The 14,631-nt window shown below is 70.6% G+C and carries 16 protein-coding genes; 6 read left to right on the forward strand and 10 right to left on the reverse strand.

The genetic code is table 11. From position 1 onward, the window contains the following. Positions 1-48: 48 nt before the first annotated feature. A complete protein-coding gene (locus V5O40_RS17380) occupies positions 49-858 on the forward strand; it encodes a metallophosphoesterase family protein (protein ID WP_332906426.1) in 810 nt (269 codons plus the stop codon). Positions 859-904: 46 nt separating this feature from the next. Here V5O40_RS17380 and V5O40_RS17385 read toward each other — a convergent pair whose 3' ends face one another. Beyond that, on the reverse strand, positions 905-1,498 hold the full coding sequence (locus V5O40_RS17385) for a TetR/AcrR family transcriptional regulator (RefSeq protein WP_332906427.1): 594 nt from the start codon (positions 1,496-1,498) through the stop codon (positions 905-907). 54 nt (positions 1,499-1,552) lie between these two features. Between V5O40_RS17385 and V5O40_RS17390 the strand changes: the two genes are divergently transcribed. The 3 genes from V5O40_RS17390 to V5O40_RS17400 all read left to right on the forward strand — a co-directional run bounded on the left by V5O40_RS17390 (position 1,553) and on the right by V5O40_RS17400 (position 5,549). Continuing rightward, a complete protein-coding gene (locus V5O40_RS17390; RefSeq protein ID WP_332906428.1) occupies positions 1,553-2,569 on the forward strand; it encodes an alpha/beta fold hydrolase in 1,017 nt (338 codons plus the stop codon). Positions 2,570-3,004: 435 nt separating this feature from the next. Continuing rightward, complete coding sequence (locus V5O40_RS17395) at positions 3,005-5,125, forward strand: M48 family metalloprotease (protein WP_332906429.1); 2,121 nt, start codon at positions 3,005-3,007, stop codon at positions 5,123-5,125. Positions 5,126-5,138: 13 nt separating this feature from the next. After that, on the forward strand, positions 5,139-5,549 hold the full coding sequence (locus tag V5O40_RS17400; protein WP_332906430.1) for an effector-associated constant component EACC1: 411 nt from the start codon (positions 5,139-5,141) through the stop codon (positions 5,547-5,549). A gap of 27 nt (positions 5,550-5,576) precedes the next feature. Here V5O40_RS17400 and V5O40_RS17405 read toward each other — a convergent pair whose 3' ends face one another. The 3 genes from V5O40_RS17405 to V5O40_RS17415 form a co-directional block, all read right to left on the reverse strand. Beyond that, the gene (locus V5O40_RS17405; protein WP_332906455.1) at positions 5,577-6,404 is read right to left on the reverse strand and encodes a DUF72 domain-containing protein; all 828 of its coding nucleotides are present in this window, start codon (positions 6,402-6,404) and stop codon (positions 5,577-5,579) included. 34 nt (positions 6,405-6,438) lie between these two features. Continuing rightward, positions 6,439-7,179 carry a hypothetical protein gene (locus V5O40_RS17410; RefSeq protein ID WP_332906431.1) on the reverse strand — a complete coding sequence of 247 codons (741 nt, stop codon included), beginning with the start codon at positions 7,177-7,179 and terminating at the stop codon, positions 6,439-6,441. A 188-nt stretch (positions 7,180-7,367) separates the two neighbouring features. Then, positions 7,368-8,615, reverse strand: a complete 1,248-nt coding sequence (locus tag V5O40_RS17415) for a ricin-type beta-trefoil lectin domain protein (RefSeq protein WP_332906432.1) — start codon at positions 8,613-8,615, stop codon at positions 7,368-7,370. A 178-nt stretch (positions 8,616-8,793) separates the two neighbouring features. Here V5O40_RS17415 and V5O40_RS17420 point away from each other — a divergent pair, with 178 nt between their 5' ends. Then, the gene (locus tag V5O40_RS17420; RefSeq protein ID WP_332906433.1) at positions 8,794-9,507 is read left to right on the forward strand and encodes a Clp protease N-terminal domain-containing protein; all 714 of its coding nucleotides are present in this window, start codon (positions 8,794-8,796) and stop codon (positions 9,505-9,507) included. A 4-nt stretch (positions 9,508-9,511) separates the two neighbouring features. Here the strand turns inward: V5O40_RS17420 and V5O40_RS17425 are convergent, their stop codons facing one another. Both V5O40_RS17425 and V5O40_RS17430 read right to left on the reverse strand, forming a co-directional pair. After that, positions 9,512-10,030, reverse strand: a complete 519-nt coding sequence (locus V5O40_RS17425) for a hypothetical protein (RefSeq protein WP_332906434.1) — start codon at positions 10,028-10,030, stop codon at positions 9,512-9,514. Positions 10,031-10,130: 100 nt separating this feature from the next. Beyond that, on the reverse strand, positions 10,131-10,319 hold the full coding sequence (locus V5O40_RS17430; protein WP_332906435.1) for a DNA repair protein: 189 nt from the start codon (positions 10,317-10,319) through the stop codon (positions 10,131-10,133). Positions 10,320-10,475: 156 nt separating this feature from the next. Here V5O40_RS17430 and V5O40_RS17435 point away from each other — a divergent pair, with 156 nt between their 5' ends. Continuing rightward, entirely contained in the window at positions 10,476-11,135 is a 660-nt protein-coding gene (locus V5O40_RS17435; protein ID WP_332906456.1) for a GNAT family N-acetyltransferase, read from the forward strand. 195 nt (positions 11,136-11,330) lie between these two features. Here V5O40_RS17435 and V5O40_RS17440 read toward each other — a convergent pair whose 3' ends face one another. The 4 genes from V5O40_RS17440 to V5O40_RS17455 all read right to left on the reverse strand — a co-directional run bounded on the left by V5O40_RS17440 (position 11,331) and on the right by V5O40_RS17455 (position 14,504). Then, positions 11,331-12,029, reverse strand: a complete 699-nt coding sequence (locus V5O40_RS17440; RefSeq protein ID WP_332906436.1) for a TetR/AcrR family transcriptional regulator — start codon at positions 12,027-12,029, stop codon at positions 11,331-11,333. Further along, on the reverse strand, positions 11,992-12,486 hold the full coding sequence (locus V5O40_RS17445; RefSeq protein ID WP_332906437.1) for a thiol-disulfide oxidoreductase DCC family protein: 495 nt from the start codon (positions 12,484-12,486) through the stop codon (positions 11,992-11,994). The genes V5O40_RS17440 and V5O40_RS17445 overlap by 38 nt, the downstream gene beginning before the upstream one ends. Next, on the reverse strand, positions 12,483-12,968 hold the full coding sequence (locus V5O40_RS17450; RefSeq protein ID WP_332906438.1) for a hypothetical protein: 486 nt from the start codon (positions 12,966-12,968) through the stop codon (positions 12,483-12,485). The genes V5O40_RS17445 and V5O40_RS17450 overlap by 4 nt, the downstream gene beginning before the upstream one ends. Positions 12,969-13,052: 84 nt before the next feature. After that, entirely contained in the window at positions 13,053-14,504 is a 1,452-nt protein-coding gene (locus tag V5O40_RS17455; RefSeq protein ID WP_332906439.1) for a glycoside hydrolase family 3 N-terminal domain-containing protein, read from the reverse strand. Positions 14,505-14,631: the final 127 nt, after the last annotated feature.

Below are 14,631 nucleotides of genomic sequence, written 5' to 3' on the forward strand. Positions count from 1 at the left end.
CGGGCCGCCGTACCCCACCGACGGAATCGCCGCGGCTACGATCGGCCGGTGGCCCGACCCCTCGACCGCATCGCCCTGATCTCCGACGTCCACGGCAACCTGACCGCGCTGGAGGCCGTGCTGGCCGACATCGACGCCCGCGGCATCGAGCGGATCTTCAACCTCGGTGACTACGTCGGCAAGGGTCCGCGCGGTCGCGAGGTGATCGAGGTCTGCCGGGAGCGGTGCGAGGTCAACATCCTCGGCAACTGGGACGACTTCCTCCCCGACCCGGATCGGACCTACGACAGCGAGGCGATGGCCTGGTGGCTGGCGCAGCTCGCGGACGGCCAGGGCGACTGGTTGCGCGGCCTGCCGTTCAGCCACGACCTCCTGCTCAGCGGGCGGCGGGTGCGACTCTTCCACGCCTCGGCGACGACCGTGCACCGTCGGGTGCGGTTCGACCACGACGAGGCCGAGTTCCTCGGCATGTTCGCCAACACCCCGGCGACCGGCGACGGGCCGGAGCCGTCGGTGGTGGGTTACGGCGACACGCACGATCCGTTCTACGAGGTGGACCGCGAGCGCCGCACCCTGTTCAACACCGGCAGCGTCGGCAACGCGATGGACGACCCGACCCCGGTCTACGTGATCCTCGAAGGTGTCGTCGACGCGGAGTTCGACGCGCCGTTCTCGATCCAGTTCGTTCGCGTGCCGTACGACGTCGAGGCGGAGCTGGCCGTGGCGGCCCGGCTGGGCATGCCGGAGCTGGCGGGGTACGTCTCCGAGCTGCGGCACGGCATCTATCGCGGCGAGATGCACGATCCGGACGGACCGAAGTACCACCGGCGGCCGAGGCCGCGGCAACCGGCCGCGTGACCGGTCCGGCACCAGGGGGCGTACGTACGGCGACAGCGAGCCCGGGTCACCGCGAGATCGTCGTGTCGAGCATGTCGACGAGGTGCTCGGCGGCCGTCGCCGTGTCGTAGTCGGGGTCGTGGAGCTGCTCGGCGACGATGGCGTCGATGCCGCCCCCGACGATGATCGCCGTCGTACGCGTGTCGATGTCACCGCTGGCGCCGCAGGCGAGCCGGGCCGCGTCGATGAGCTGGGCCAGGGGACGCCAACGGGCGGCCGGGTCGTGGTCATCGTTCTCGTGCACCATCGCTTCGATGATCATGCGGGTGTGTCGCGGATGTTCCCGTAGATGTCCCACCATCGACCTGACGTACGCGGCGGGCCGGTTCGCGGGGACGGCGGCCTCGACCGCGGCGGCGACGTCTGCGACAAGGGCGGCGAGGGCGTGCTCGTGCGCGGCGCGTACGACGGCGGCCTTGGTGGGGAAGTGGTAGAGCACGGCGGCCTTGGTGATGCCGGCGCGCTCGGCGATGGCGGCCAGTGAGGCACCGGCGTAACCCCGGTCGGCGACCAGCTCGATGGTGACCTCGATCAGTTGGGTGCGGCGGGCGCGCTCGATCAGGGTCAGTTCGCCCGTCGCGCCCTCTCGTCTCCTTGTCACCCGTCAGATTCTACCGTACGGTCGAAAAATCTACCGATCGGTTAGGAGCGTGTCGTGCGGAACAGGCTGATGAAGGTTCTCAACCGGCTGCGGCCCAGGTCACGATGGCTGCGCCTGGTCCTGGCCGGGCTCGCACTGATCGCGCTGGTGGTCACCTTCGCCATCCGCCAGCCCGCTCCGATCGGTCACTGGGACAGCGCCGACGGGCAGGACCGGTTCCTCCGGGCCTACACGGAGGCCTTCGCCGACCTGCCCGACCCGGCGGAGACCATCGACGTACGCACCGACTTCGGCATCGTCCGCGTCTACCGCTTCGCCGGCACGGCGGCCGGTGCGGACGGCGGCGGTACGAGCACCCCGTTGCTGCTGCTGCCCGGGCGTGCCTCGGCCACCCCGGTCTGGGCGGACAACCTGCCGCTGCTGCTGCCGATCGGCGACGTCTACACCGTCGACCTGCTCGGCGAGCCGGGCATGAGCGTGCAGAACCGACCGATCAACACCGACGCGGCACAGGCCGAGTGGCTGCACCAGACCCTCCAGGCACTCCCACCGGACAGGTTCCACCTGGTCGGTCTCTCGATCGGTGGCTGGACCGCGGTCAACCTCGCGCTGCACCGACCGGAGCACATCGCGTCGATGACCCTCATCGACCCGGTCCACGTCTTCGGCGACCTGCCGTTCGGCACCATCGTGCGCTCCATCCCGGCCGCGCTGCCCTGGCTGCCCAGGTCGTGGCGGGACAGCTTCAACTCCTACACCGCCGGCGGCGCGCCGGTCGAGGACGAGCCGGTCGCCGACATGATCGAAGCCGGCATGCAGCACTACAAGCTCCGGCTGCCGCAGCCCACCCGGATCAGCGAGGAACGACTCCGTCGACTCGACCTGCCGGTCCTGGCGATCATCGCTGGTGAATCGGTGATGCACGACCCGCAGTCGGCCGTCGAGACCGCACGCCGGAGCCTGCCGCGGGGCACGGTGCGGCTCTACCCGGACGCCTCCCATGCCGTCAACGGCGAGCAGCCCGAACGGATCGCCGAGGACGTCGCCGGCTTCGTCACCGCGCACCCGTGACTCGATGACCGAGCCTTTGACGGCGCATTTATCCGTGGAACTTTCACCTTTGTTGCTCGGCGCGGAAAGCGCCAACCTCGGCCATTCGTTCGGCGTCGATTGTCCACTCTGTACCATCCTGCCGGAGTGGTCCCGCCGGGTGCTCGGAAATTCTGTTCGGAACCGGGTGGCGAAGCGGGTAACGGTCGGAGTAAGGTCTGCGTCTGCCGCAGAGCGGTCGACGGCTGGAAGGTAGCTGCTGTCCGCCCTCGAGATTCGTTTTCGCGTGAACCGTTCCGTGATTCACCCCTTTCGGCTTGTGCAGGAGTTTCCGTGCAGCAGGACGCGGTGCAGCCTTCCAGTGATGAGCAGAATCAGATAGTCGACAATCCCTCGCCACCGCCGGTCCGATCGTCAGTACCAGAGGACGCGCGACCAGATTCGAACTCCGGACGATTGGCCAACCGTCCGCCCGGCTATCCGAACGCGGTGGTCTGGCTGCGGGTCGGGATTCTGCGCGACTGGCGCGGCGTGCTGGGTTCCTTCGTCGCCGCCTGGTTCTACGTGCCGGTGGCACTGTTCACGGCGGTGGTGCTCGCGGCGGTCGCGGGACTCGTCCTGGCGTTCACCGGCGGGTCGGTGTTCGTGGACCAGATTCCCGACGAGATTCGGGACGCCCCGGTCATCGGGCGACTGGTCAGTTCCTTCCTTGAGCAGTCCGGCGGGGCGATCGGCGCGTTCGTCGGCGCCGCGCTCGCTTTCCTGGCGGGCCTGCTGATGGTGCCCGTCCTCCGGTTCAGCGGCGCGGACAGCACCGTTTCCGTGCTTGTCCAATTGGTGGGCATAGCGGCGGCGGCCATCGTGGTGGGTGTGCTCTACACCCTCTATCGGGTGCTGCTGGAGGATCGACTGCTCCGGGTGTCAGGTGCGCGCGATCTCAGTCGCCGGGAAAAGGAACTGGTCATCCCGATCCTGCACGAGTGCGCGGAGCGGCTCGGTCTGCCCGCGGTACCGAAACTGCTGGTCGAGGACGACCTGGTCAGCACGAATGCGCGCACGTACGCCCGGCACATCGTCGTCACCACCGGTCTGCTCACCGATCCGCGCGAGGAGATCGCCGCGCTGTTGAGTCACGAGCTGGTGCACTGGCGTACCGGCGACGAGATCACGTCGGCCTTCGTCCGGGGTGTCGGCCTGCCCCTCGTGCTCGTACACGCCGTACCGACCTGGTTGATGCGCAGGTTCCCGCACCCGGCGACGAACCTGTTCGTGTTCCTGTTCTTCTGGCCGGTCCTGCTCACCATGAAGTACCTGGTCCAGCCGCTGCATCGGGCGGATGTCCGGGCAGCGGAGTACCGGGCGGACCTGGGCGCGGTGGTGACCGGGCACACCGAGGGCCTGCGGGCCGTCCTCGAGCGCCGCAGGTCGTTCGAGAGCGGGCGCAGTGGCTGGGACGAAGCCGTCTGCGCCGAACACCCGCCGAACGAGCTGCGCCTGGAACGGCTGGAGTCGGTCCGGGCCGGTGACGACACCGTCGCACCGGAGATCCCACCGCAGCGGGTCGTCAGCACCGAGGAACTGTTCGGCGGTGACAGCCCGGTCGACCTGCGGCGCCCGGCCGTCATCGGTGGTGTCGCACTGCTCTCCTGCTGCCTGCTCTCCAGCCTGCTCGGCGTCGTGCAGTGGGGATTCTTCCGGCCGGAGACCACCGTCGACGGGTACTTCGCCGCGCTGGCCGACCGCAACGTGAACGACCTCGCCGGCTGGTTGAACCCCGAGGCAGGCGCCGCGGTACGCGGCGACGACCTGCTCGCCGAGTCGATCAGGTCGGCCGATTACCAGCCGCCCACCGACATCGACATCCGCACCGTCGAACGGGACGGCGACGACGCGACCGCCACGGTCTCGTTCGTGGTGGGCGGGAGCCGGACGGAGGCGCAGGTGATGCTCCGCCGCGACGAGGAGTCCACGCTGGGCGTCTTCAAGGGATGGCACGTCGTCGGCGGTGTCTCGGCTCTCTCGGTCGTCGCCGGCCAGCAGGGGATCATGATCAACGGGGTGCGGGTGCCGGAGAGCCCGCAGGAACAGACGGTGCTCTCGGTGCCCGGCCGCCACGTCGTGACCACTGTCGCCAACCCGCTCAGCGAGGCGGCGCCGCAGCACATCACGGTGCTGCCCGGTGCCGTGTTCGACACGCCGATCCAGGCGCTTCCGGAGTTGCGGGCCACCGCCCGGGGCAGCATCGACGGGCAGGTCAAGACATATCTGGACGAGTGCGCGCGGCAGACCGTGGCCGCACCCCAGGGCTGCCCCTTCCGGCTGTCCGGTTACCAGGACGCCAAAGACCTCAAGTGGACCATCGACAGGTACCCCACCACGCAGATCGACGTGGTCGCTCCCGCGGTCGCTCAGGTCTCGACGCCGTACGACGGGCAGGGCGAGGTGCGGGTGACCGGTACCTACGAGTCCTCCTTCTACGGCACGCAGGACTTCGTGAAGAGCTACGTTCTCGGCGTCGCCGGCGTCGTCACCGTCACCGGCGACGAAATCTCCTTCCAACCCGACGTCGACGAGTGACCAGGAGCATCGGGTGACCGAGACGTACCCGGCGGCGAGGCAGCCCGTGCGGCTACAGATGATCACGGACCGGCGGAGGCCCGTCACGGTCTCGCTCATCGACTGGATCCACCGACGTCCGGAGTTCCGCACCGGCGTGCGGGACCTGGGCGGACGGACCGGCGGCCGGGCCGGCTTCAGCGAAGCCGTGATCATCGCGGTGGTCGCGCAGAGCCTGCTGCCCGGTCTCTTCGCCCTGCTGCAGACCTGGCTCAGCCAGCAACCGAGCGGTGCCACCGTCCGGATGCGCGTCGGCGAGTCGGAGGTGGAGATTCAGGTGACCGGGCGGACCGATCCCCGGCAACTGCTGGATCAGGTCACCCGGACCATCCAGGAGAACCGCGACCCAGGACCTCCCGACCCGGGTCGGGACGCCGCCGGGTAGCTTCCGGCCGGACGGGCGGTGGAGCTGTCAGAAGAGGGTGGTGGGCTCGACCGGGATCGGCTCCGGCAGCGGGTCCAGCTCCGGTACCTGGGCGCGTACCTCGTCGTGGAAGCGGCGGGCCAGCATCGGCGCGTCGGCGTTGTCCGGGGTGTGGATGAAGACGGTCGGCGACCGGCCCTCGCGCAGCCAGGTCGCGGTGGCGTCGACCCAGCGCCGCCAGCCCTGGACGGTGCGCGCCGGGTCGTCGCGGCCGAGGTAGCGGACGATCGGCCGGTCCGTGAGCGCGACCGTACGCAGCGGCATCCTGGGCTTCTTCGTCCAGGCGTCCCGCTCGGCGTCGCTGGTCGGCGGGTCGGTGAAGAACGCCGTGGTGTCGAACGGAATCCACTCGGCGTCCGTCTCGGCCAGCGTCGTCTCCAGCAGCCGGATCGCGCCGGGGTCGGTGAAGAAGACCGGGTCGCGTACCTCCACGGCCGGTCGGTGGGCGGCGGGCAGGCGGCGCAGGAACCGGGCGAGCGCGGGTACGTCGTCCGGGCCGAAGGAGCCGGGCAACTGCGCCCACAGGGCGTACGCCCGGGAGCCGAGGGGCTCGATCGCGTCGAGGAAGGCGCGCATCGGCCGGTCGACGTCGGTGAGGCGGCGTTCGTGGGTGACCACCTTCGGCAGCTTGACCACGAAGCGGAAGTCGGGTCCGGTCTGCTCCGCCCAGGAGGCGACCGTCTCGCGGGCCGGTGTGGCGTAGAAGGTGGTGTTGCCCTCGACCGCATCGCACCAGCCGGCGTAGTGCCGTAGCCGCTCCTGCGCCGGCAGGGGATGCGGCAGGAGCCTGCCCGGCCAGGAACGGTGGGTCCACATCGCGCACCCGACGTGCAGTCGCACGGCCACCTGATCAGCCGGCGTCGACGCGTTCGACGGTGATGGCGGAAACGCCGGCCGTCGCGTCGATGTCGTAGCGGTCCGTGGCGGAGTTCCACTCGGGCGGGGTGAAGGTCGTGCCGCCGGCCACCCCCGAGTGGGTGGTGCCGTCGATGGTGACCGAACCGGCGCCGCCACCGGCGCGTACCTGCACGGGCGCGTCGCCGGCCAGCCGGACGATGATCTGGCTCGCGCCGCCGAGCAGGGTGCGCTGCGTCCCCTCGGGTGCGGGCAGCGTCAGTTCGACCCGGTTCGCGCCGGCGGTGAACTCGACGTCACCGACCCGCGCGCCGCGCAGGTCCAGGTGCTGCTCCTTGGCGCCACCGTCGAGCCGGACGTGCCAGCGGACCGACTCGGCCAGCACCGCCTCCACGACCGCCGGGCCGTTCCGGTCGGTGCCGCGCAGGCTGGTCAGCAGGCTGCCGTCGGTGAGGGAGACCGCGGGACGGACGTTGGCGTCGCGGGGGGTCGACACCCGGTACGCGTCGTCGCCGAGATCGGCGGTGCGCACCTTGATCACGTCGGCACCGTCGAGCAGGACGAAGGTGGCCTCCCGCAGGTCGCCGACGGCGCCGCTGACGACGTGACCGTCACGGCCGTCGCCCCGGACCGACACCCACGTCCAGGTGGCGACCACCACCACCACGATGACCAGTACGGCCGCACCGATCCACCACCACATCCGTCGTCCGCCGGCTGCCTGAGCGTTCTCCACGTCGCCTCCCGTACATCGATGACCGCATGGGTTACTACCCGCCTGTCACCGACTCTTACGCGTGTCACGTCCGGTGGGCTCACCGGAGACCGGATGCTTGCCGACATGTCTGAGCGGCATGATCATGTCGCTCAGACATGTCGTCGCGGAAGCTTACTGGCTCGGGTTGGCCATTACGGACGGTGACGTCAGGCTCGGGACCACTTCTGGTTGGGGGTGCCGGCGCAGTCCCACAGTTGCAGCCGGCCGCCGTTGTTCGGGTTGTTGTCGCGTACGTCGACGCAGCGGTTCGCGCTGAGGTTCACCAGGTCGCCGGCGGCGTTGAGAGTGAAGCGTTGCGCCGGGTTGCCGTTGCAGGTGACGAGGTTGACCTCGGTGCCGTTGGCCGTGCCGGCCCAGGCCGGATCCATGCACTTGCCCATCGCGCGGATGGTGCCGTCGGCGGCGAAGGTCCATGCCTGCGCGGCGGTGGTGTTGCAGTCCCAGACCTGTAGCGGCGCCCCGTCGACCGGGTTGGCGCCGGGGATGTCGATGCACCGGCCGCTCTGCTGTCCCCGGATCCGGGTGGTGCCGGTGCTGCCGTCCGGGACGTAGCCGTGGACCCGGACGTAGTCGACGAGCATCTGCTGCGGGAACTGGGTGCTGCCGTCGGGGTAGCCGGGCCAGTTACCACCGACCGCCACGTTGAGGATCATGAAAAAGGGGTGGTCGAAGACCCAGCGGTTACCGCCGAGCCGGCTCGGGTCGACCCGGAAGAACTCCGACCCGTCGAGGTACCAGCGGATGGAGTTCGGCTCCCAGTCCACCCGGTAGGTGTGGAAGGTGTCGGCCAGCGGCTGTCCGATGGTGCGGCTGCCGGTGATCCCGCCGCCGCCGGAGTAGCCCGGTCCGTGGATGGTGCCGTGCACGGTGTTCGGCTCCCGCCCGACGTTCTCCATGATGTCGATCTCGCCGGAGGCCGGCCAGCCGACGTTGCCGAAGTCGTTGCCGAGCATCCAGAACGCCGGCCAGATTCCCTGACCTCGGGGAATCTTGATGCGTGCCTCGAACCGCCCGTACGCCTGGCTGAACGTGGCCGCGGTCAGCAGTCGGGCCGAGGTGTACTCGCACCGGCCGTAGTGGCACTGGTAGTTGGCCGGGTTCTCCCGGCGGGCGGTGATGACCAGGTTGCCCTGGCCGTCGTGCACCGCGTTGCTCGTGCTGTTCGTGTAGTACTGCCGTTCGTTGTTACCCCAGCCGTGGCCGCCGATGTCGAAGCGCCACTTGGACTGGTCGACCGGGGTGCCGGCCGGTGAGTTGAACTCGTCCTGCCAGGTGAGGCCGCCGATCGCGGCGGCGGCCGGTGCGGACTGCACGGGTAGCAGGAGCGCACTGGTGACGAGGGCCGCACCCAGGGCGGCGGCTGCCCGGCGGAGGCTGCGGGAGATGGCGTCCACGATGGATCTCCTCGGGGGTGGAGGGACGGATACGCTGGCGAGGCGGCTGGAGAGCGCTCTCCAAATCTGAGTCTGTCGATTTCGACAAAATTAGTCAAGGTTGTTAACAGCGATCATGATTGAGAAGTGTCGTCAACCGATGGTTGACGAAACCGGACCGTCAACCTAAGGTTGACGCATGACTGAACCCGTGCAGATGAAGAATCCGGTCCGCCTCGACGACCTGATCCAGGTGATCAAGCAGACCCGTACCGACGCCCTCGACCAGCTCAGTGACGCGGTCATGATGGCCGATCACATCGGTGACGTGGCCGACCACCTGATCGGCCACTTCGTCGACCAGGCTCGCCGCTCCGGGGCGTCCTGGACCGAGATCGGTCGCAGCATGGGGGTGAGCAAGCAGGCCGCCCAGAAGCGCTTCGTGGCCTCGTCGTTGGATCCGCAGGAAGGCTTCCAGCGGTTCACTCCCCGCGCCCGCAACGTGGTGCTGGCCTCGCAGAACGAGGCGAAGGCCGCAGGTAACGCCGAGATCACCCCGGCGCACCTGGTGCTCGGCCTGCTGGCCGAACCGGAGGCGCTGGCCGCCAGGGCGCTGGCCGCCGGGGGTGTGTCGGTCGAAGCCGTGCGCGAGGCCGCCACGGCGGCGCTGCCGCCATCCTCGGGCGAGGCCCCGGACCTGATCCCGTACGACACCGCAGGCAAGAAGGCCCTGGAGTTGACCTTCCGCGAGGCGCTGCGACTCGGGCACAACTACATCGGCACCGAGCACATCCTGCTGGCCCTGCTGGAGCAGGAGAACGGCGAGGGCGTGCTCACCGGCCTCGGTGTGGACAAGGCCGCCGTCGAGGCCAACATCGCGGCGGCCCTGGCCAAACTGCGGACGTTCGAGTAGCCGTTCAGGGCTCGACGGGGAAGCCGTACCGGGCGGCGTGCTCCGGGTCGACCGGATCGATCTGGCGCAGCCCGGCGTCGGCGAGGCGCTTGTTCACCTCGTCGAGCCGCTCCCGCACCAACCGGGCCTCCTCCTCGGTGACCCGTCCCCGGTGCGGCCGGCCGGCGTGCTCGATGGTGCCGTAGTCGACCTTCTCGGCGCTGCGGCGCGCCTTCGGGGGGCGTACCCGCTCGGCGGTCCTCAGCAGCTGCGCCATCGGCACGTCGGTGGCCATCGCGTCGAACTCGCTCGCGGTCAGCACCACCCGACGCGGCTCGCCCTGGCCGTGCCGGTCGTGGATCTCGACCACCGCCACGTCCAACGCCGCGTCGTCGATGCTTTCCACCTCCACCGGGGTGGCGTCCAACTGCACGGGCCCGGCCACCAGGTCAGGATGCTCGAGAACGACGACGCGGACGGCCTCGTCGTCGGCACCCAGCAGCGTGCCGCTGAAGTCGGAGACGTGGATCGTCTTCTTGCCCATGGATGTGCCAACTCCTGTCGTGACCCGCGAAGGACCAGCAGACGTTACCCGACAGGTGTGCGAAAGCGCGCGGTGGCTCGCCGCCCGCCAGATTGGTGCGTCAGTGCGGGTTGAGGTGGTGTCGTACGGGGCCGGCCGGCAGGCTGTTCAGGTCATGCCAGGAGAGGGTGGCGGGGCGGGTGCGGTGTCCCCGGTAGGGGGTCTGGGTCGGAGGCTGGCCGGTCGCCCCGTGGTGTCGCCAGGCGCGCTCGGGGTCCTGCTGATCACGGTCGTGCGGGTGTTTCGGCATGCCTACACCGTTCCAAAGAAAGTTGTCCATGTATGGAAATGGGTATGACGGTCGATCGATCGTTCAGGTTCCCCGGATCGCGCCCACCTACGCTCCGAACTCGCCGGGTCCGTCGTACCGTGAGCGGCGTCGACGGTGACGGACCGGGAGGTGTTGATGCTCGACCGGCGGCTCCACCTGCACCTGACGACCTGGCTGGGACAGTGGCCAGCGGGCCCGGGCCTGCACGTGGTCGGGTCCGGGCGACGGATCCGACCCGCCTGGGACGGCCGCCCGCGCCCCGCCATCGCCGTCCACGCCGGGACCAGCGGCGTGCTCTCCGTGGCGCCCGACCGGGTCGCGGCCGTACGTGAGCTGGCGCGGCGCCCGGGCGGGCTGCTGAACGCACTGCCGACCGCGGTCGGGTACCCACGCTGGGCCGTGCACGACGACGTCTTCCGGTGGAGCGTCGCGCCGGCGGACCTGTCGGATGTCGGTGAGTGGGTTCCACCGACCACCCCCGGCCTGCCCTCCTGGCTGCGGCTGTTCGACCGGTCGGTGCTCATCGTGCGCGACCACCGGGGCCGCTACCTGGCCGGCGTCGGGATCAAGCGGCATGACCGGCACGGACACGAACTGGCGGTGGGTACCGTCCCGGCGGCGCGTGGCCGCGGCCTGGCCCGCAGGCTGGTGGCCCAGGCGGCTCGCCGGGTGCTCGACGACGGTGCCGTGCCGACCTATCTGCACGACCGGCGCAACGGCGCCTCGGCGCGGGTGGCGGAGGCCGCCGGGTTCCCCGACCTCGGCTGGCGGTCCTACGGCGTCTACCCGAGCTGAACACCGCCCGGCAGGGCGCGGACCGTGGATCCCGGGCCGGATCCACGGTCCGCAGCCTCCCCCCAGGTCCGGTGCGGCTCCAGTGCCGATCACGCTACGTATCCAGAACCCGCTGGGCAAGCCTCAGCCACCGTCTTAATGCTGTCCAATTATGGACTTGACCTGCGAAGAAGCGTTACCTCTCGCCCGACGCGGTCAGTGACGCAGGGTGTGAATCAGACTGACGAACTGCTGGGTCACCGGCCGCAGTACGCGCAGTCGCGACAGCTTCACCAGCCGGTCGACGAGCGGCACCGCGCCGTCGATCAGCTGCCGGGTCCGGGTCTGTCCCGGCGAGTGGTCGTAGACCCAGAAGAGCACCACGCCCATGTAGGCGAGCCAGAGCAGCTCGGGCAGTTGGCGGCGCAGCTCCGCGTCGACCTTGGCGGTGGAGCCGGTCAGCACCTCGGCGTAGAGGCCGATGGACGCCTCGCGGGGCCCGGAGGACTCCGCGGAGAAGGGGCTCAGTGGGGAGGTGGGTTCCGCGGCGGTCTTGAAGAAGCTCGCCGCGAACTCGTGCGACGGGGTCAGCACGTCGATGCCCGCGTGCAGCACCCCGGCCAGCCGGGCGGCGAAGTCGGATTCGCGCTGCAGCACCGGCTCGGCCGCCGCCCGGTGCTCCGTCTGTGTCCGGGCGTAGAACTCCTGGATCAGGTGTTCCTTGGACTGGAAGTAGTAGTAGGCGTTGCCGACCGCGACACCGGCCTCCGTCGCGATGGCGCGCATGGTGGTGCGGGCGTAGCCGCGTTCGCGGAACAACCGCATCGCGGTCTCCAGGATCAGCTGCCGGGTCTGCTCGCCCCGGGCGGTCGCCGCCTCACCCGCAGCGGTCGTCGGCACAGTCTGGTCGGTCATCGCGGTCACCGTATCCCGCCGCGTCGCCGGTCGGCTCCGGCGACGGTTCGCGGACCCGCTCGCGTACCGCCGACGCGGCGGCCACCACCCGCCGGGCCAGCGGCAGCAGGTGGGGCCGGGCGAGACGCTGCGCCGTGTCCCGGTGGTCGGCCAGCGCCCACAGGCAGGCGAACCAGGCCCCGTCGCCCGCGTACACCTCGCCGGTGTCGGCGATCACTGTGAGGTCACGCAGCGTGGCGTCGTGGTCCAGGCCCGGGAAGCGCCGCCGGGCGGCCGCCGAACCGGCCGGCACGAACTCCAGCGGTACGAGTTGCGGACGCGACGAGAGCCAGCCGCGCGCGGCCCGGCACAGTGGGCAGTGTGCGTCGTAGAGGACGGTGAGGGCGCGGATGCCACCGCCCCCGTGTGCGGTGGCATCCGGCAGTCCCTCCGTCGCGCCCTGGCCCGGCCTGGTCATCGGGCGGGCGGGTTGGCCTGGCCCGGTGCGGGCGGTGCGGCACCCGGGCCAGGCATGCCCGGACCGGCCGGCACGGGCGGGTGGGCGGGCTGGACCGGCAGTCGGCCGACGGGGGCCAGCGGGGGGTGGGTGGCGAGCTGACGCAGCCGGTTACGCCGGTACCGGCCCAGGGCGAAGACGTTGAAGAAGTGCAGCGCGCCGAGCACCAGCAGCACCAGCCCGATCTTCCACGAGAGTTCCTCCATCGCGACGCTTGTGGAGCCGACCTGCTCGGAGTGCCGCATCGCCACCGTGACGTAGCCGAGGTTGAGCAGGTAGAAGCCGACCACGAGCAGGTTGTTCACCGCCCGGGCCAGGCGTTCGTCGGCGAACACCTCCTCGAGGAAGACCAGCCCGTTGCGGCTGAGTGCCCGCGCCACCCAGACGGTCAGCCCGATGCTGACCGTCAGATAGACCAGGTACATCCAGACCTTGATGTTCATGTGCCGACCCCATCTTGAACGCGTTCAACTTGATGGACGTCAGCGTACGGCAGTAGTTGAACGCGTTCAAGATGAGGCTCGGGCTCAGTGGGTCAGGCCGAGCGCCTCGGCGGCGGCTCGGCCGTTGGCGTGGCTCGCGCCGTACGTGGTGACGAAGGCCCGTACGCGGTCGGGCCGCCAGGTCGCCGGCCAGCCCATCTCCACCACGGCCACCGGATGCGTGGCGGACAGCGCGTCGACCAGCTCCGGGCCGCCGGGCAGCCGGTGCAGGTGGCGGGCGACCAGGACGATCGGCCGGCCGGCGGCACGTCGGCGCAGGTCGGCCGGGTCCGTGTCGGCGGCCACCACCCGGATCTGCTCGGTGCCGCCCAGGTGTGGCCCAAGTCCCCACGGCACCCGCCCCTCGGCGATCGTGGAGTTCGCGTGCAGCTGGACCACGAGCGACCGGTCCAGTCCGCTCGGCGCGCCCTCCACCCGTACCGCGCGGCGGGCCGCCGCGTACCCGAGGTCGCCGGGCGTGGTGGTGGTGCGGTCGGCGGTCCGGGTCCAGGCGGCGAGGTCCGCGACGCGGCCGGCCGCCTGCTCGACGCGGGACCGGTCCAGCCGGCCGTCGCCGAGCGCGGCCACGATCCCGGCGGCGACCCGCTCGACCAGGTCGGCATCGACCTTGGCGCCGATGCAGAGCAGATCGGCACCGGCGGCCAGGGCGCGCACCGCGCCGGGGGCGATGCCGCCGGCGGCCAGGGCGGCACCCTTCATCTCCAGCGCGTCGGTGACGACGACGCCGTCGAAGCCGTACTCGTGGCGCAGCAGGTCCACCAGCACGGTCCGGCTGAACGTGGCGGGCCCGTCCCCGGTCAGCGCGGGTACCCGGATGTGTGCGGTCATCACCGCCTTCGTCCCGGCGGCGACCACCGCGGCGAACGGCGGCAGGTCCCGCCGGCGCAGCAGCTCGGGCGCGGCGTCCACGGTGGGCAGTTCGTGGTGGGAGTCCGCCACCGTGGCCCCGTGGCCGGGGAAGTGCTTGGCGCAGGCCGCCACTCCGGCGGCCTGGAGCCCGGCGATCGCGGCGGCGGCGTGCGCGGCGACCTTCTCCGGGTCGGCGCCGAAGGACCGGGTGCCGATGATCGGGTTGTCGTCGGCGGTGTTGACGTCGACCGTGGGTGCCAGGTCGAGGGTGATGCCCACGCCGGCCAGCTCGGTGCCGATGGCCTGGTAGACCTGGCGGGTGAGCGCCACGTCGTCGACCGCGCCGAGCGCGGCGTTGCCCGGGTACGGACTGCCGGTGGCGTGGGCCAGTCGGGTGACGTCGCCGCCCTCCTCGTCGATGGCGACCAGCACGTCGGACCGGCCGCCGCGCAGTATCGCCGTGCTGGCCGACACCTGCGTCGGTTCGATGACGTTGCCGCCGAACAGGGTGTGTCCGGCGAGCCCGTCGGCGACCAGGTCGACGGCCCACTCGGGCGGGACCGACCCCGGGTACGCGGCCAGTAGGGTGCCCAGCGCCAGCCGGCGCAGTCCTGGATCCAGCCCCACGTGCTCTCTCCTCTCGATGCCGGCCGGCGCGGATCTCGTACCGGGTCGGCGGAGGGTCGCGCTCCCACGTGGCCGATACGCTACGGCTTACCCGTTCGCCTGTCGGTTCTACGGCTTCAAAGGTTCA

It is taken from the genome of Micromonospora palythoicola (assembly GCF_036689795.1).
Classification (GTDB): domain Bacteria; phylum Actinomycetota; class Actinomycetes; order Mycobacteriales; family Micromonosporaceae; genus Micromonospora; species Micromonospora palythoicola.